The sequence below is a fragment of the Halovivax gelatinilyticus genome (genome assembly GCF_024300625.1).
Classification (GTDB): Archaea; Halobacteriota; Halobacteria; order Halobacteriales; family Natrialbaceae; genus Halovivax; species Halovivax gelatinilyticus.
This window is the reverse complement of the sequence record NZ_CP101322.1, coordinates 619924-635720: the sequence shown is the minus strand read 5'-3', so window position 1 is coordinate 635720 and position 15797 is coordinate 619924. Positions and strand designations below refer to the sequence as shown.

At 64.3% G+C, this 15797-nt stretch carries 15 protein-coding genes; 11 read left to right on the top strand and 4 right to left on the bottom strand.

Annotation, left to right across the window (positions count from 1 at the left end; genetic code table 11):
* The first annotated feature begins 129 nt into the window (after positions 1 to 129).
* Together NKH31_RS03055 and NKH31_RS03050 are read left to right on the top strand one after the other, a co-directional pair.
* Positions 130 to 1458, top strand: a complete 1329-nt coding sequence (locus NKH31_RS03055; RefSeq protein ID WP_254863672.1) for an FAD-dependent oxidoreductase — start codon at positions 130 to 132, stop codon at positions 1456 to 1458.
* Between the two features lie 151 nt (positions 1459 to 1609).
* Positions 1610 to 2728 (top strand): outer membrane lipoprotein-sorting protein, encoded by a 1119-nt coding sequence (locus tag NKH31_RS03050; RefSeq protein WP_254863671.1) that lies wholly within the window; start codon positions 1610 to 1612, stop codon positions 2726 to 2728.
* Positions 2729 to 2754: 26 nt separating this feature from the next.
* Here NKH31_RS03050 and NKH31_RS03045 read toward each other — a convergent pair whose 3' ends face one another.
* From NKH31_RS03045 to NKH31_RS03035, 3 genes are all read right to left on the bottom strand, one after another.
* Positions 2755 to 3552: a VOC family protein gene (locus tag NKH31_RS03045; protein WP_254863670.1), complete on the bottom strand. Its 798-nt coding sequence runs from the start codon at positions 3550 to 3552 to the stop codon at positions 2755 to 2757.
* Between the two features lie 76 nt (positions 3553 to 3628).
* Positions 3629 to 5386, bottom strand: coding sequence for a Na+/H+ antiporter NhaC family protein (locus tag NKH31_RS03040; RefSeq protein WP_254863669.1), 1758 nt, complete (start codon positions 5384 to 5386; stop codon positions 3629 to 3631).
* A 116-nt stretch (positions 5387 to 5502) separates the two neighbouring features.
* On the bottom strand, positions 5503 to 6612 hold the full coding sequence (locus NKH31_RS03035; RefSeq protein ID WP_254863668.1) for an OBG GTPase family GTP-binding protein: 1110 nt from the start codon (positions 6610 to 6612) through the stop codon (positions 5503 to 5505).
* 109 nt (positions 6613 to 6721) lie between these two features.
* Between NKH31_RS03035 and NKH31_RS03030 the strand changes: the two genes are divergently transcribed.
* The 5 genes from NKH31_RS03030 to NKH31_RS03010 all read left to right on the top strand — a co-directional run bounded on the left by NKH31_RS03030 (position 6722) and on the right by NKH31_RS03010 (position 11299).
* Positions 6722 to 6925: a VNG_1110C family protein gene (locus tag NKH31_RS03030; RefSeq protein WP_254863667.1), complete on the top strand. Its 204-nt coding sequence runs from the start codon at positions 6722 to 6724 to the stop codon at positions 6923 to 6925.
* Between the two features lie 6 nt (positions 6926 to 6931).
* Positions 6932 to 7738, top strand: coding sequence for an Nmad3 family putative nucleotide modification protein (locus tag NKH31_RS03025; RefSeq protein ID WP_254863666.1), 807 nt, complete (start codon positions 6932 to 6934; stop codon positions 7736 to 7738).
* A 378-nt stretch (positions 7739 to 8116) separates the two neighbouring features.
* Positions 8117 to 9517 (top strand): YncE family protein, encoded by a 1401-nt coding sequence (locus NKH31_RS03020; RefSeq protein ID WP_254863665.1) that lies wholly within the window; start codon positions 8117 to 8119, stop codon positions 9515 to 9517.
* A 97-nt stretch (positions 9518 to 9614) separates the two neighbouring features.
* The gene (radB, locus tag NKH31_RS03015; protein WP_254863664.1) at positions 9615 to 10337 is read left to right on the top strand and encodes a DNA repair and recombination protein RadB; all 723 of its coding nucleotides are present in this window, start codon (positions 9615 to 9617) and stop codon (positions 10335 to 10337) included.
* Positions 10338 to 10447: 110 nt separating this feature from the next.
* Positions 10448 to 11299 carry a hypothetical protein gene (locus tag NKH31_RS03010; RefSeq protein WP_254863663.1) on the top strand — a complete coding sequence of 284 codons (852 nt, stop codon included), beginning with the start codon at positions 10448 to 10450 and terminating at the stop codon, positions 11297 to 11299.
* A 52-nt stretch (positions 11300 to 11351) separates the two neighbouring features.
* On the opposite strand, the gene NKH31_RS03005 is transcribed toward NKH31_RS03010, so the two are convergent.
* The gene (locus tag NKH31_RS03005; protein ID WP_254863662.1) at positions 11352 to 12506 is read right to left on the bottom strand and encodes a CBS domain-containing protein; all 1155 of its coding nucleotides are present in this window, start codon (positions 12504 to 12506) and stop codon (positions 11352 to 11354) included.
* 175 nt (positions 12507 to 12681) lie between these two features.
* Here NKH31_RS03005 and NKH31_RS03000 point away from each other — a divergent pair, with 175 nt between their 5' ends.
* The 4 genes from NKH31_RS03000 (at position 12682) to NKH31_RS02985 (ending at position 15767) form a co-directional block, all read left to right on the top strand.
* Positions 12682 to 12999 carry a lycopene cyclase domain-containing protein gene (locus NKH31_RS03000; RefSeq protein ID WP_254863661.1) on the top strand — a complete coding sequence of 106 codons (318 nt, stop codon included), beginning with the start codon at positions 12682 to 12684 and terminating at the stop codon, positions 12997 to 12999.
* A gap of 113 nt (positions 13000 to 13112) precedes the next feature.
* Positions 13113 to 13832, top strand: coding sequence for a CAP domain-containing protein (locus NKH31_RS02995; RefSeq protein ID WP_254863660.1), 720 nt, complete (start codon positions 13113 to 13115; stop codon positions 13830 to 13832).
* 104 nt (positions 13833 to 13936) lie between these two features.
* Positions 13937 to 14755: a YihY/virulence factor BrkB family protein gene (locus NKH31_RS02990; RefSeq protein WP_254863659.1), complete on the top strand. Its 819-nt coding sequence runs from the start codon at positions 13937 to 13939 to the stop codon at positions 14753 to 14755.
* 79 nt (positions 14756 to 14834) lie between these two features.
* Entirely contained in the window at positions 14835 to 15767 is a 933-nt protein-coding gene (locus NKH31_RS02985; protein WP_254863658.1) for a YncE family protein, read from the top strand.
* The last annotated feature ends 30 nt before the right edge of the window (positions 15768 to 15797 follow it).

The following is a 15797-nucleotide window of genomic DNA, read 5'->3' as shown; positions in this document are numbered from 1 at the left end:
CAGTGCGTTCTGCCCCCTGCTAAGCCCGTCGACTCGGTGGACCGCCTGTCTCGCGTCGAATCGTCGCCTCGTCACGGACGGGTCGCTGAGAACGCAAGGCGTATAGGAGCCGTTTTCGTACGCGTTGGTATGAGCGAGCAGGCGCGCGTCGAGATCTACACGAAGGACGAGTGTCCCTACTGTGAAAACGCGAAAGATCTCTTCGACGCGAAGGGAATCGAGTACGAGACGTACAACGTAAGCGGCGACGAGGCGCTGTTCTCCGAGATGGTCGAGCGGGCCGACGGCCGAAAGACCGCCCCTGAGGTGTTCGTCGACGACGAACTGCTCGGCGGCTGGGACGAGACCAGCGCGCTCGAGGAAACGGGCGAACTCGACGAGTTGCTCGGACTGGACGACGCCACGGCGGCCGACGACGTCGTCGCCCACCACCGTGTCATCATCGCCGGAACCGGTATCGCCGGGCTCACCGCGGCGATCTACGCCGCTCGTGCGAACAACGACCCGCTCGTCATCGAGGGCGACGAGCCGGGCGGTCAGCTGACCCTGACGACCGATGTCGCGAACTATCCCGGCTTCCCAGAGGGAATCAGCGGTCCCGAACTGGTGAACAACATGAAAGAACAGGCTCGCCGGTTCGGTGCCGAGACGAAAAACGGGATCGTCGATTCCGTCGACGCGAGCGACCGGCCGTTCCGCGTCACGCTCACCAACGGCGACGTCTACACCGCCGACGTCGTGATCGCCGCCTCGGGTGCGAGCGCTCGCACGCTCGGCGTTCCCGGCGAGGACGAACTGATGGGCTACGGGCTCTCGACGTGTGCGACCTGCGACGGGGCGTTCTTCCGCGACGAGGACATGCTGGTCGTCGGCGGTGGCGACGCCGCGATGGAGGAAGCGTCGTTTCTCACGAAGTTCGCAGACACCGTCTACATCGCCCACCGCCGCGAGGAGTTTCGCGCAGAGCAGTACTGGATCGACCGCGTCGAAGAGCAGGTCGAGGCGGGCGACATCGAGATCATGCGCAACACCGAGTTGCTCGAAGTACACGGCTCGCCGGCGGACGGTGTCGATCACGTCACGCTCGCCAGCCATCCGGATGGTCACCCGACGGACAAGCTCGACGATCCCGAGACCGAACGGTTCGACTTCGACGTCGGCGCGGTCTTTCTCGCGATCGGCCACACGCCGAACACGGACTACCTCGAGGCCACCGGCGTCGAGATGGACGACGAGGGCTACCTGAAGACTCGCGGGGGCGAGGGCGGCGGCCAGACCGAAACGGACGTTCCCGGCATCTTCGGGGCGGGCGACGTGGTCGACTTTCACTACCAGCAAGCCGTCACGGCGGCCGGGATGGGCTCGAAAGCCGCCCTCGACGCCGACGAGTACTTAGACGAGATAGATCGGGAGGCTCCCGCCGAATCGGAGGCCGAAGCCGCCGCCGCGGACGACTGAGAACGTGTGCGGCCGTAGCGGCCGTGGAATAGGGCCCAGTCTCCTGACCGCGTAATCGAGCCCAGTCTCGTTTACCGTCTGTCAGCCTGTCACTCATACCCAACAACAACCTTCTTTACTAACGGTTGACGTACTCGAAACTTGACGAGAGATGTCCCTCCGACGAACCACTGCTGTACTATCGATTGCCGTACTGCTGTTGACCGCCGGCTGTCTCGGGCCGCTTGGATTGAACGGTGACGACGCCGACGACGGTCCGGACGAGACGGACGCTCTCTCCGCGGACGAGCTGGTCGAGAAGGCCCACGAAGCCGAGGCCGAGATCGAGTCGATCCACGGCGTCCAGACGACGACGATCGACGACGCTGACGGCGTCGAGTCGGCGACCTTCGAGATCTGGCACCGCTCACCGTCGGAGACGCGGATGGAAGCCGTCGAGCTGGACGACGGATTGGGAGACCCGGAGATTATGGTGATGAACGGCTCGACGACGTGGACGTACGACGGCGAGACGAACCAGGCGATGCGGATGGACCTCGGATTCGACTTCGGCGAGGCCGGCGAGGCGATGGACGAATTTACTGACGACCTCTCGGCCCAGTTGTACGAGAACATGACGGCCGAGCGAGCCGGCACGGACACGATCGCCGATCGGGACGTCACGATCGTCGAACTGACGGCCGACGGCGGGGACTCGATGTACGAGTCGATGACGCTCTGGATCGACGACGAGACCTACTACCCGCTGAAACAGGTGGCCGTCACCGATCTCCTGGGCTCGGAGATGACGACCACGATAGAGTTCGAGGAGTTCTCCCCGAACGTCGAGATCGACGACGAGCGCTTCGTCTTCGAAGCGCCCGACGGCGTCGAGATAATCGACTTTGACGACCTCACGAACGAGGAGTTCGACGACGCGGAGTCGGCCAACGCGACCGTTCCGTTCGCGCTGCCGGAGCCAGAACCGTCGGAGTCGTTCGCGTTCGACTCGGCGTACGTCTCCGAGAACCTGCAGGGCTGGTCGGCCTCGCTCGGCTACGAGAACGAGACGGGTAACACGTTGAGCGTGAGCGTCGCGGACGGCCCCCACGAGGACCCGATCGGGGGCGAGACGGTCCAGATCGGCGACAGTGAGGCGACGCTCACGTCGATGGAAGGCGTCGACTACCGCTCGGTCCAGTGGTCCGACGGAGATCTCCGGTACATCGTCTCCGGTGACGTCACCGAGGAGACCCTCATCGAGGTGGCCGAGTCGATCGTCGATTCGTAGCCTAGAACGGCCCTAGTCGGGTCCCCTCAGAACGGGAACAGCGAGTCGGCGTCCAGGTCGCGTTCGAGTAGTTCGATCTCGTGGCCGTCGGGATCGCGCGTGAACGCGTACATCTCATCGCAACTCTCGGGGTCGCGGTAGTCCTCGGCCTCTCTGGTCATGAGCTGCTCCCAGTCGTCGTGGAGGTCGTCGACGCGCACGCAGAGGTGGCCCCAGCCGTCGCCGTGCGTGTAGGATCGGCCGTCGTAGTTGTAGGTGAGTTCGACGGCCATCGCCTCGTCGGCGGCGTCGGTCGGCTCGAGGAAGTAGTTCGCGAAGCTGTCGGCTTCCCAGCGACCGATCTCGTCGTACTCGAACTTTCGGGTCCAGAAGCCGAGCGCGGCGTCGGCATCCTCGACGCGGATCATAGTGTGATCGATGGACCAGCGCGCCCCCTGGTCGGGATCGCGCTGGACGATTTCGATCTCGTGGCCGTCGGGGTCTTTGACGAACGCGTAGCGGCCGCCACAGGATTCGGGATCGCGGTAGTCCGCGACGCCTTCGTCCATCAGCTGTTCGTAGGCCGATTCGAGTTCACCCTCGGGAACGCGAACGGCGATGTGGCCCCACGCGTCGCCGATCTCGACCTCGTCGGTGCCGTGGTTGTGGGTGAGTTCGAGCATTGCCCCCTCCTCGTGCATCTCTTCCGGCCCGAGGTAGACGATGGTGAAGTCGTCGCCCTCGAAGCGATCTTTCTCCTCGTAGTCGAGGTGCGTCTGGTACCACGCGAGCGATTCGTCCAGGTCCGCGACGCGGATCATGGTGTGATCGACGGTTCCGTCCATGCGCGGATACACGCGCTCTCGTCGCAAAAACGTGTGGAACGCGGAGAGTCAGTGGGTCGGTCCGGAATCGACTCGATCAGTCCTCGTCGGAGGGCGGTCGCGTCTCGGAGTCCGATCGATCGTCGACGTCGGTGGTCGGTTCGGTACGGTCTGCCTCCGTGGCCGGTTTCACCGGATCGCCGCGATGTCGGCCGCCGTTGACGGCGATCGGGTCGACGCCCTTTCGTCTGGCGTCGAGTTCCGAGAGGCCGTAGACCAGCCCGATCAGGATGAGCGCGCCGATCGGCAGCAGGATGAACGGCGAAATTTCGGTGACTCCCCAGATCGTTATCAGCAGGGCCGCGACGAGCGCGACGGTGACGGCGTAGTACAATTGCGTGCGGACGTGGTCGATGAGGTCCGCGCCGGTGAACGTCGAGGAGAGCACGGACGTGTCCGAGATGGGCGAGCTGTGATCGCCGAAGATCGCCCCGGAGAAGATCATGCCGACGACGGCCGCGGTCATGGTGTGATCGCCGGTCATGGCCCAGGAGATGGGGATGACGATCGGCGTCAGGATCCCCATCGTTCCCCAGGAGGTGCCGGTCGAGAAGGCGATGAACGCGGCGGTTCCCAGCACGATCACCGGCAACAATGCGGTGGGAAGGTCGTCACCGATGGCACCGGAGACGTACTCGCCGGTCTCGAGCGCGCCGACCGTCGAACCGATGCCCCACGCGAGGACGAGGATCGTCACGGCGGTGAGCATGATGCCAAAGCCGCTGATGGTGGTGTCGGTCGCCTCGCGGAAGTCGAAGATGTCGTAGACCGACCCGAGGACGAATCCGGTGACGACCATCGCGAACGAACCGTAGATCAGCGCGGCCGCGTAATCGGCGTTCTGGACCATCTCGCTCCAGCTGGCGAGTTCGGCAAGCGGTGGGGAGCCGGCCTCGTAGTAACCCGTCCAGAGTGCCGTGATGACCGTGACGGCGATGAGGACGATCACGGGGTAGAAGAAGCTCCCGAGGCGGGGATTGTCGGCGTACGGTTCGCCCAGGTCCGCCTCGACGTCCTGCATCGGCTGGGCGTCTTCGCGATAGACCTTCCCGGTTCCCCAGGATCTGTGTTCGGCGTCTAGCATCTCGCCGTAATCGCGCCTCGAGATGACGATGATGCCGACCATGACGATCGCCAGGATGGCGTACATGTTGAACGGGATCGACTGGATGAAGATCTCGACTTCGCTGGGGTCGCCCGCGCCGTCGAGACCGAGTTCTTCGTACGCGTCCCCGATGAGTGATATCTGGAACGCGACCCACGAAGAGAGCATGATCGTCGCGACCGGCGCGGCCGTCGAGTCGACGACGTAGGAGAGCTTCTCGCGCGAGATCTGGAGCTGGTCGGAGACGTCCTTCATCGACGAGCCGACGATGGCCGTGTTGGCGTAGTCGTCGAAGAACATCACCATGCCGAGTACCCAGGTCGCGATCATGCCTTTGCGCTGCGTATCGAGGCGCTGGAGCGCCCAATCGCGAACGGCGTACGCCCCGCCGAGCTGCCAGATCATCGCGACTCCTGAACCGAGCAGGAGGGTGAATATCAGGATCTGGGTGTGAAACGGATCGGAGATGGCCTCGACGATCCAGTCGAACGTCGTGAAAAAGCCAAAGCCGTCGGCGAGGACCCCCTCGATCCAGCCTATGGGATCGCCGAGCGGATCCGGCCCGCCGGCGTAAATGATCGCACCGGACCAGATGCCGAGAAACAGCGAAAGGACCGCCTTTCTCGTGACGATCGCGAGGACGATCGCCAGTAACGGTGGGATCACTGATAGCATGCCAAATTCTGACATGGTGGATGCTGACACCGTCGACGCTCATAACATTACGTGATCGTTCGGACAAATTCCAGCCGGGGTGTGGTGCGATACTCTCGGTGCGTCGCCTGTATCGTCGATCCGGATCCGAGCTATCGTCGGAGGATCAGCTTCAACACGTCTTCGTCTTCGAGGACGTGTTCGGTCCCGACTTGCTGTTGGTCGTGGGTCGCGCTGGGGCCGGAGACGCGTGCGAATCGAAATCGCTCCTCGAAGTCCCCGCCCAGTTTCTCGACGGCCTCGCGGATCGTCGCCCCCTCCTCGACGATGAGCGGTTCCTCCCAGTCGATTCCCCGGCCGGGTTTGTCCATGTAGACGCGGATCAGCCCGAGATTCTCCCAGATGCGGTCTTTGAGCGCTTCGAGTCCTCGCTCCGCTTCGGCGCTGATGAACGTCACCGCCTCGGGATCGAGGTCGCGTTCGCGAAGCTGTTCGTCGACCGTCTCCTTGTACTCCGGGTTGATCAGATCGACCTTGTTGACGCAGGTGATCGAGGGGATGTACTCTCTGTTATCCTGGAGGCCGTCGATGAGCCGGTCGATCGTGACCTGCTCCTGGAGGTTTACGTCCGCGTTGACGAAGCCGTGTTCGCGACAGACCTCGCCGATCGTCGCCTCGTCTAGATCCTGTTCGACGCTCGAGGTGATCTTGATGCCGTCTTTGTGCTTTCGCCTGACCGTCACTCGCGGCGGTTGCTCGTCGACGCGGATCTTGATGTCGTATAGCTCCCGCTGAAGCCGGTCGTACTGTTCGATCTCGAAGACCGAGAGGACGAAGACGATCAGGTCGGCGTTACGCACGACGGCAAGTACCTGTTTTCCGTCACCCTTGCCGTGGGCGGCGCCCTCGATGAGGCCGGGCACGTCCAGGATCTGGATGTTCGCTCCGCGGTGTTTGCACATGCCCGGATTGACGTCGAGCGTCGTGAACTCGTAGGCGCCCGTTTCTGACTCGGCGTTGGTGAGCGAGTTGAGCAGCGAGGACTTGCCGACGCTCGGAAATCCCACCAGGGCGACCGTCGCGTCGCCGGTCTTCTCGACGGCGTAGCCGTCGCCGCCGCCCGCCGAAGACTGGTTCTCGAGTTTCTCTTTTTTCTCCGCGAGCTTCGACTTCAGGCGACCGATGTGGGCCTCGGTCGACTTGTTGTAGGGCGTGCTGGCGATTTCTTCTTCGATCTCGCGAATCTCCTCCTCGAGCCCCATATACCGATACGGAGCCGGTCGCGTCGAAAAACCCTTTCCATGCGCGTCCGGAGTACCGTTGGAAACGACTTTCGGTACGTATAAACGAGTCGTTCGAAAAGTACTACACATGCCCGATGCGTCGATGTTGCGTGACAGCACCCAGATCATCGTCCCGCGGACGACGATCGACGAGCTAGAGGCGCGACTCGACGAGCGATTTATGGTAACCATCGTCGAGGAGACGGACTCGACGTGTCGGATCATCGGTTCGCCGGTCGTCATCAAAGACGTCTCCGAGTTCCTCTCGACGCGCGGCGTCAACCTCCGGTGAGCGGCCGTGAGCGTCGTCTGCTGCGGCATCGGTGCGGATACGACCAATCTCGGCGCGCTCGGCCCGTTGTACGACGACGGGACGTTCGCCTACGTACCCATTCCGGAAAAGACCGAGCGAACGAGCGAACGCGAGACTCTCGGGAGCTGGTCGCTGCCCGACGGGCGATCGGCCGCGGACCTGGCGACGCGCATCCGTCCGCGCCCGGTCGCCGATCCGGAGTTCGTCGTGACGGGCGAGACCCTTGAGACGTGGCCGCTTCACCACGACCCGAACTTCCGATCGTTGACCTACGGCGAGCACCGGACGAGCGGCTACGCCACCCGCCTCGGGGCGCTCGAACCCGGCGACGTTGTCGGCTTTTACGCCGGCCTCCGCCGGCCCGGGGGCGAGCGGGCCCACCGATACCTCATCGGCTACATGACCGTCGAAACGGTCGACGTCGTCACGCCCGACGCCGATCCGGTCGAGTGTGCGCGGATACTCGACCGGCATCCGGACAACGCGCATACGAAGCGCGCACGCGAGGGCCGACTGTACCGCGACGAGAAGGCCGTCGTCCTGATCGACGGACGCGAGCCGGGCGGACTCTTCTGTCGGCACCCGATCCGGCTCAGCGAGTACACGACTAAGCCAGGCAATCAGCGACCGAGTTACTACCTCCGTTCGTCGGTCGCCGACCGTCTTCGGGTGGTCGAGGGCGGCGAGAGCATGGCGTACAAACCGGCATACCGGTGTGCGCTGTCGCGACGCGAGTTCGTCTCGCTCGTCGGAATCCCGGGCGAGCGAACGGGCCCCTGGGTCGAGGAGTGACGCCGAGAAAGCCCGGCGCGACGACGCCGATGCCGTCGGTTCGAGTCCCGGCCAGTATCCGAATCTCTGCCAGTATCGACGCCATCGCTTCGCGTTTCTCACAGCTGGTGGCAATATATGCCGCTTCTCTCTGTCTCTCTCGCGATACGCGCTCGTCGACTTCACGGGACCCGATCGGTTCACCCTCGGCAGGGTGTTCTACGCGTCCGATCCTGAGTGGCTGGTTGGCCGGCACGATACGGGTGGTCTATCAGCCACGAGAACGCTCTCTCAAACTATAGGTAGGTTTTGCCACTGCCTACGACCTCTGACCCAAATTCTCCGGGTAGAGGGCCTGAAAACCGTGTATTTTAGTATCTGGGAATTCGACCATCTTGTATGAGAAAGGTGAAAACTAGGCGGACGTTTCTCGCAGGGACGACGGCAGCCGGCGCACTGGCGCTCGCCGGGTGCACCGGAGGAAGCGACGACGATCCATCGGATTCAGACGACGGCGCGACGGATCAACCGAGCGGAGACGACGCCGACGATGGAACCGGCTCCTCCGACGGGCCGGAGCGCGTGGCCCACGAGGTGTGGGCGCTGGATCAGGGAACGGACACCATCTACCTGTACGAGCCGACCGAGGAGGGCTATCTCGACGGCTCCGATCCGTACGACCACGCGGAGACGATCGATCTGAACGACCTACTCGACGACGACGGACCGATCGTCCCGCACATGATCGATTACAGCGGTGACTACGCGTACGCGGCGATCGCCTGCACGGCCGGGGCGCGGACGCTGATATTCCGGACCGAGGATCACGAACTCGTCGCCGACCTGGAAACGGGCGCGGGATCGCACATGGCGGCGTTCTCGCCGGACGACGAGTACGTCCACGTCGACGCCATCGGCGAGGAGGCCATCGTTCGCGTCGACGTCGATCTCGACGCCGAATCGTTCGAGATCGTCGACGAACTCGCGATCCACGAAGACGAGACGGTCCAGGACGCAGGTATCGAGGGGGGTGCGCCGATCTGTCATCAGTACGCGCCAGACGGCCGGTCGCTACACACCCTCGGACCGAGCTATCACGACGGCGCGCTCGTGATCGTAGACCACGAGTCGTTTTCGGTCGAGCGCGCCTACGGTCACGACGAGTATCCGACGAACTGCGGCACAATGCCTCATCCGACTGAGGAGAAATTCTACCTCACGGCCGGGTTGCCGTCGGATCCCGACAGCGGCGAGGAGGGCGTGGGCGACCTGTACATCTACGATACGGCCGAAGACGAGCTTCGACTCGGCCCGAAATCGACGGGCGGCATCGACGCTCACGGGTTCTGGTTCACGCCCGACGGCGAGGAACTCTGGGTGCTAAACCGGGAGACGAACGACGGTATCGTCTGGAATCCAGACTGGGATCAGCCCCAGAGCGAAATCGAGGCGTTCGGCCCGGCAACCGGGGACGAGCCGGCCGAACGCGACGCGCCCGACATCATGTGGGCGACGCCGGACGGCGCGTACATGCTCGTCACCCTTCGCGGTCCCGCTCCGCTGTCGGGCGACCCTCACGCCGCGACGGGTGTCACGCCCGGCTTTTCGATCCTCGATACGGAGACGAAAGAGATCGTCACCGTCGTCGAACCGGATCCGATCGACGCCTACGACGACGCCGACATCGAAGCGGCGCGTAACGAGGAGGACGGCGCCCCGTCGATCCCCGACTTCCACGGGATCGGCGTCCGGCCGCTGGAGGACGTCGACGCGGAAATCGGCACCTCGCCGCCGTACTGAGCAACGACCGCCGACATCGATTCGGGCGAACCTGGACTATCGGTTCTCCGAGGCGGGTTTCCGGGGCCTTTTTGCCATCCGACGCGAAAGAGGCGTCGTGAACGGTGCGGCCATATCGTCCGGCTGTCCGCCGGTCGACGAGTTGCTCGGCGACGGGTTCGAGCGCGGCACGGTGACTCAGTTGTACGGCCCGCCAGCCGCTGGAAAGACGAATCTCGCCCTCTCGGCCGCGGTCGAGGTGGCCGCTGCCGGGGGAACGGCCGTCTACATCGACACGGAGGGACTCTCGATCGATCGATTCGAACAGCTCCTCTCCGCCCGCGTCGAGGGCGACGCCGACGATCTCGCCAACGCCGAGTCGATCGCCTCACAGATCATCATCGAGGAGGCGCTCGACTTCGCCGATCAGGCAGAAGCCGTCCGTGACGCAGAAGAGTTCGCCGAGCGAGCGGATCTCATCGTCCTGGACAGCGCGACCGGCTTCTACCGGCTCGAACGCGGCGGCGACGAGCAGGCCGGCGACGCGCTGCGCCAGGTCACTCGCCAGGTCACGCACCTCCTCTCGCTCGCTCGCAAGCACGACCTGGCCGTCGTCGTCACCAACCAGGTGTTCGCCGACCCTGATTCGGATCGGACGCGGGCGCTCGGCGGGAACACGCTCGAACACTGGACCGGAACGATCGTCCGAATCGATCGGTTCCGCGGCGGGAACCGGCGTGCGACGCTCGAGAAACATCGGGCGAAACCGGCCGGCGACTCCGTCCAGTTTCAGATCACGAACGAGGGTCTGCGGGGAAGCGATTCCCAGCCGTACCCGTAGGAACTGTTCCCGTGTAGTGGCCCGTCCGGATCGTCTTCGACGAGCGATCGGGGGTCGTCCCGACGGCCTCCGGCCAGAACCCTTACTGATGCTGCACGCAGTCTCTCGCCATGGCAACTCTTTCGAGACGGCGCGTTCTCGGAGCGGTCGCGACTGGGACTGCGGTCGGACTGGCCGGCTGTTCCGACGGTGACGACGCCGACGGACCGGGTGAAGAAGCGACGCAGCAATTCGATGGGTCCGGCGAAGTGGGCTTCGAATCGTGGCTCGCCGCCGACGTCGTCGGCGAGATCGATTCTGGCGGTGCGATCTACATGGACGTGCCGGCAATCCTCGACCGGTGGCCGGAGACGGCGATCGAGACGCTCCAGCTCGAGCAACTCGGTACCGATCTCCGACTCGACGAGGACGCGATCGACGAGCTGATCGTCGTCGAAGCGGACGACGACGCGATCGACTCGGCCATGGTCGTCACCGGCTCGTTCGATCGGGATCGACTCGTCGACACGTTCGCTCAGGGGACGGTCGAAACGCCGGAAACCTACGGCGAGTACGCGGTTCTTTTCGACGGGATCGCGATCAGTGACGAGACGATCGTGATGAGCGACCGCTACGAGTCGTTCGTCGACGCCGACCGCGGCGACGGCGATCGTCTCACCGACGTCGACGAGGGCTGGCGCCGAGCGGCCAGCGGCGTCGGCGGCGCGGAACTGGCCGGCGTAATCGTCGATCCCGACGAGTCCTACGAGCGACTGGCGATTTCGCTCTCTGCCGATGGTGAGGAGCTGGCGCTCGAGATTTTCGTTCACTACGCGGACGCAGAAACCGCTCGCGCGGAGAAAGACGAAGCCGAGCAGGAAGCCGAAGACGAGTTCGTCGACGAGGCCGGCGAGATTCACGAGATTCGCGTCGTGGAGAACGTCGTGGTCGTCGAGGCGACCGTGACCGACGTCGACTGGTGAGCCGGCTCGACGACACGCCCGCCGATCGGTGATGGATCGGTCGCCGGACCCGTTACAGTTCGTTTAACTTTCTGAGCAGCTGTCCGCGGTACTCCTCGTCGCTCTGGATGCCTTTCAATTCGAGGACGTTACGCTCCAGTTTATCCAGCGCGATACGGAAGGCGCTGTCGGCACCGTAGCCCTCGCCGGAGCCCGCCACCTGTCCTTTGTTCGTTCGGAGCCGAATTTGACAGCGGATCAGCGGTTGGCCGCGGAGTTTCTCCTTGTGTTCGTGGAACCTGACGTGGGCGTGGTGTACCTGCATCTTCGCGTACTTGTCGGCGACCGACTCGATTCGCTCGACGATGTCGGCCCGACTCAGCGTCCCGAGCTGGGAGATGTTCGTGATCTGGACGTCCATCTGCTCTTCTTCCGTGTAGGTGAGCGCCCGGAGGACGTCCGTTTTGGTAATCACGCCGACGACCGTGCGGTCGTCGTCGCCGGTGACTGCGAGGCCGGCGTAGTCGAACTCGAGCATCGTCTCGATCGCCCCTCGGACGCTCGTCTCGAGGGAGGTCGTCTCGACCGGACTGTTCATGATGTCGTAGACGGGGACGTCGAGCATCCGCTCGTTGTCGCCGACGCGGTCGCCCTGGGTCATCCGCTCGTTTTCGCGGATGGCGAAGTCGGCGATGTCGTGGGTCGTCACCATGCCCGTCAGGTAGCCGTTTTCGTTCAGGACGGGCAGCCGAGAGATGCCGTGTTCGCGGAGGTGATTGATCGCCTTGCCGATGCCGTCGTCCTCGGCGAGCGTGATCGGCTCCTCGGTGTAGACGTCGGCGACGTCGATCGCGTCGAGGTTGTCGATGACGGCCTCCAGAATGGCGTCGTCGGTGATCACGCCCCAGAGGTCGTCGTGTTCGAAGACGGGCGCGATCTTCGTGTTCCCCTCGATGAGGATGCGGGCGGTCTCTCGGACGCCCTCGTCGCGATCGACCGTCGGCGCCGGCGCCGCTCTGGACGGTTTGATAAGCGCAGCGACCTTCGCGTCGTCTTCGACGTGACTCTGGAGCACCTTCCGTTCGCTGATGACCCCCTCGTACGCGCCGTCGTCGGTGACGATGATTCCTTTGGGGTTTCCGTTTTCGAACGACGAGCGAACTTTCCCCATGCGCGTCCCGACGTCCACTTCGAGATACTCTCGAGTCGCGATATCAGCAATATTCATCGGTCCGTTTCCCACTTCTGTCCGGACCGTAATCAACATATTGTCCGTGATGTTTGGTAACTTTTATCACACTGGATAACAGACGGGGTAGCCCCAATTTGTGAGTTGGTGCTCGCGAACGACGACAGCCCCGTACGCGGTCAATAGTTTCGACCGTCGTCCGCTTCGGGTCGGTATGGGACTCGACATCAGCGTCTTCGGGCGCTACACCTATCTCGCGACGGAACTGTTCTGGGGGGCGGTCGCGTTCGTCCTGCTCAGACGGGCGAACGCGTTGGAACGCGCCGCGGTCACGATCGTCACGCTGTACCCGATCGCGTACGTCTGGGACCGCTACACGCTCGCCGTGGGCGTCTTCAGCATCGACCTGCGGACGGGCGTCGAGGTCGCGGGCATTCCGATCGAAGAGCACCTGTTCGCGATCGTCGTTCCGGGGCTCGTCCTCGGCGTCCACGAGACGCTCGAGTCGATCCGATCGGGGTCGTCGAAGTGAGTCACTACTCTTCGGAAGTATGCCGGCGAACCCGTCGGAAGGCCCGCGTTACAGGCTCTAGGGACGAATGATAACCCACAGGTCAATATAGCCCCGTCAGATATCCGGGTGTGATGGTGGCCTCGAGACCGGATCCCGCATCGGATGGAACGCCGCCTACGGATCGTGGACTGCTCGGGGTATTCAGGGCGCTGATCGCCTTCTCGATCGTCGTGGCGCTCGCCGCCGGATTCGTCCTGTTCGTTCCAGACCTCGTCGACGATCTGCTCTACGAGCACACGCCGATCGAGACCGAAACGCCCCCGGCCGCCGGCGATCGAACGCCCGAGGTCAGACACGCGGCCGATCCTGTACAGTCGTCGTACGAAGGCGACGTCGAGATACGAAGCGACCACGTCGAAGACTTCGTCCACCACGAAATAAACGACGTCCGCGCCGAACACGGGCTCGACCCGCTCGTCTGGGACGCGACGATCGCGTCCGTCTCGCGCGGCCACAGCGCCGACATGGCCCAGCGCGAGTACTTCGCTCACGACAACCCGGAGGGCGAGAGTCCGATGGATCGCTTCCAGACGACGGGCGACTACTGCCAGCGCTACGGCGAGAACATCGCCCAGAGCTGGGTCGACCGAGCCGTCGAATCCGGCGATGGAGGCGTCGTCGAGTATACTACCCCCGAGGAAGCTGCAGAGGGGCTCGTCGATCAGTGGATGAACTCGCCGCCACACCGCGAGGCAATCTTGAACGACGAGTGGGACCGCGCGGGCGTCGGCGTTTACCTCACGGACGACGGTATGGTCTTTGCGACGCAAAACTTCTGTACGGAGTGGTGATTCGCCGCTCGTGTAGCGGTCCGTCGACCGTCCGCCGTAGACGGCTCGACTCGCGACGTGCAGCGTCGGCTCACACTCATGTCGCTGGGCGCCGAAGTGAGCACATGGTCGCGGAGACGGGAAAGGCCGTCTATCGAATCGCCACGGAGCGAGAGGTGACGCTGCTGGCCGCGGCGTTCGCCTACTACGCCTTCGTCTCGATCATCCCGATGGTGCTGCTCGCGCTCGTGATCAGCTCGATCGTCGGCGGCGAGGACGTCGCCGCGCGGCTGGTGATGGTCGCCGGCGACGCGATGCCCGAGGCGGGCGAGGAGCTGCTCGAAGCGGCCCTGACGACCGAGGCCGGCCGCGCCCAGGCGACGGTCGTCGCGCTCGCGGTCGCCGCCTGGGGTGCGTTGAAAGTCTTTCGCGGTCTCTCGGTCGCGTTCGACCGAATCTACGGGACGGCCGCCGAGAAGTCGTTCGTCGGTCACCTCGTCGACGGCCTGGTCACGCTCGTCGCGGTCGCCGGCGGCCTCGTCCTGATGGTCGCCATCGGGTACTTCCTCGGCGTGACGGCCGGCCGGGTGCCGTTCGCCTGGATCCTCGGGTGGATCGGGTTACTGGTCGGACTCACGCTGGTCTTCTTGCCCATCTACTACGTGATGCCGCCGGTCGACGTCTCGGTCGGCGCGGTCGTTCCGGGGGCCGTCTTCGCCGCGGTCGGCTGGACGCTCCTCCAGGTCGGCTTTCAGATCTACGCGGCGAACGCCGGCCAGTACGAGGCGTACGGCGCCGTCGGCGGGGTCCTGTTGTTGGTTACCTGGCTCTACCTGGCCGGGATCGTCATCCTCTTCGGGGCGGTGGTCAACGTCGTTCGGGCCGAGGAGGTGGTCGTGACCGACGACGGGTCGGTCGAGCGGGCAAGCGCCGGATCCGAGTAACGGGCGGTGTCGTTCGGTTCCCGCTTCGTGTTTATCCCCAACACGGACAATTATGGCGCTGTCTCACGATCGGTCGACCATGACCGACACAGACGGAGACGACCAGCTCGTCGTGCTCAACAAGGACGAAGATACCGTCTCGTTCGTCGACGTCGAGACGGGCGAGACGACCGACGTGGTCGAGACCGACTTCAACCCGCACGAGGTTGCCATCTCGCCCGACGGCTCGCGGGCGTACGTCACCTGCTCGCTCGGCGGCTCGTTGCTCGCGATCGACACCGACGATCGGACGGTCGTCGACCGGTTCGAACACGAGCTGTTCGACTTCCCGCACGGGCTCGCCGTCCGCGAGTCGGCCGGCGAACTCTGGCTCGCGTCGACCTACAGCAGCCAGCTCTTCGTCTTCGACGTCGAGACGATGGCGTTACTGGAGACGTTCCCCACCTACCAGGATAAGTCGCACATGGTCGCGCTCTCGCCCGACGAGGAGACGGCCTACGTCGCCAACATCGGCAGCGACAACGTGACGGTGGTCGACTGCGATGAGCGCCGCGTCGTCGCCGATCCGCCGGTCGGCGAGAGTCCGGAGGGGATCGGCGTCGATCCGGACACCGGCGAGGTGCTCGTCGCGAACCAGGACGACGGGATGCTCTCCGTGCTCGATCCCGAAACCTTCGAGGAGACGAACCGAGCGCTCCTCGGCGAGACGCCGATCAGAGTGATGCTCGCCCCCGACGGTCGGTACGCCCTCGTCCCCAACCGCGAATCCGACAGCGTCTCGGTGATCGACACCGAGCACGTCCGCGACGGCGAGCGCCGGCCCTGGGAGATCGCGCGTATCCCGGTCGGGATCTGGCCCGGCGGGACCGTCTTCGCCCCGGACGGCACTCGCGCGTTCGTCGCGAACAACAAGACGAACGACGTCTCCGTTATCGACGTCGACGCGTTCGCGGAGATCGACCGGTACGACACGGGGATCCATCCGGACGGCATCGCCTATCTAGCGCAGTAGGCTCGAACGGCCGCTTCCAGAGGAGCTATC

Excerpts from the sequence above, each read along its gene's own strand:
- NKH31_RS03050 (WP_254863671.1), top strand. The coding sequence starts at position 1,610 with ATGTCCCTCCGACGAACCACTGCTGTACTATCGATTGCCGTACTGCTG.
- NKH31_RS03005 (WP_254863662.1), bottom strand. The coding sequence starts at position 12,506 with ATGAATATTGCTGATATCGCGACTCGAGAGTATCTCGAAGTGGACGTC.
- NKH31_RS03040 (WP_254863669.1), bottom strand. The coding sequence starts at position 5,386 with ATGTCAGAATTTGGCATGCTATCAGTGATCCCACCGTTACTGGCGATC.
- NKH31_RS02990 (WP_254863659.1), top strand. The coding sequence starts at position 13,937 with ATGGTCGCGGAGACGGGAAAGGCCGTCTATCGAATCGCCACGGAGCGA.
- NKH31_RS03010 (WP_254863663.1), top strand. The coding sequence starts at position 10,448 with ATGGCAACTCTTTCGAGACGGCGCGTTCTCGGAGCGGTCGCGACTGGG.
- NKH31_RS03045 (WP_254863670.1), bottom strand. The coding sequence starts at position 3,552 with ATGGACGGAACCGTCGATCACACCATGATCCGCGTCGCGGACCTGGAC.
- NKH31_RS02985 (WP_254863658.1), top strand. The coding sequence starts at position 14,835 with ATGACCGACACAGACGGAGACGACCAGCTCGTCGTGCTCAACAAGGAC.
- NKH31_RS03055 (WP_254863672.1), top strand. The coding sequence starts at position 130 with ATGAGCGAGCAGGCGCGCGTCGAGATCTACACGAAGGACGAGTGTCCC.
- NKH31_RS03035 (WP_254863668.1), bottom strand. The coding sequence starts at position 6,612 with ATGGGGCTCGAGGAGGAGATTCGCGAGATCGAAGAAGAAATCGCCAGC.
- NKH31_RS02995 (WP_254863660.1), top strand. The coding sequence starts at position 13,113 with ATGGTGGCCTCGAGACCGGATCCCGCATCGGATGGAACGCCGCCTACG.
- NKH31_RS03020 (WP_254863665.1), top strand. The coding sequence starts at position 8,117 with ATGAGAAAGGTGAAAACTAGGCGGACGTTTCTCGCAGGGACGACGGCA.
- NKH31_RS03000 (WP_254863661.1), top strand. The coding sequence starts at position 12,682 with ATGGGACTCGACATCAGCGTCTTCGGGCGCTACACCTATCTCGCGACG.
- NKH31_RS03030 (WP_254863667.1), top strand. The coding sequence starts at position 6,722 with ATGCCCGATGCGTCGATGTTGCGTGACAGCACCCAGATCATCGTCCCG.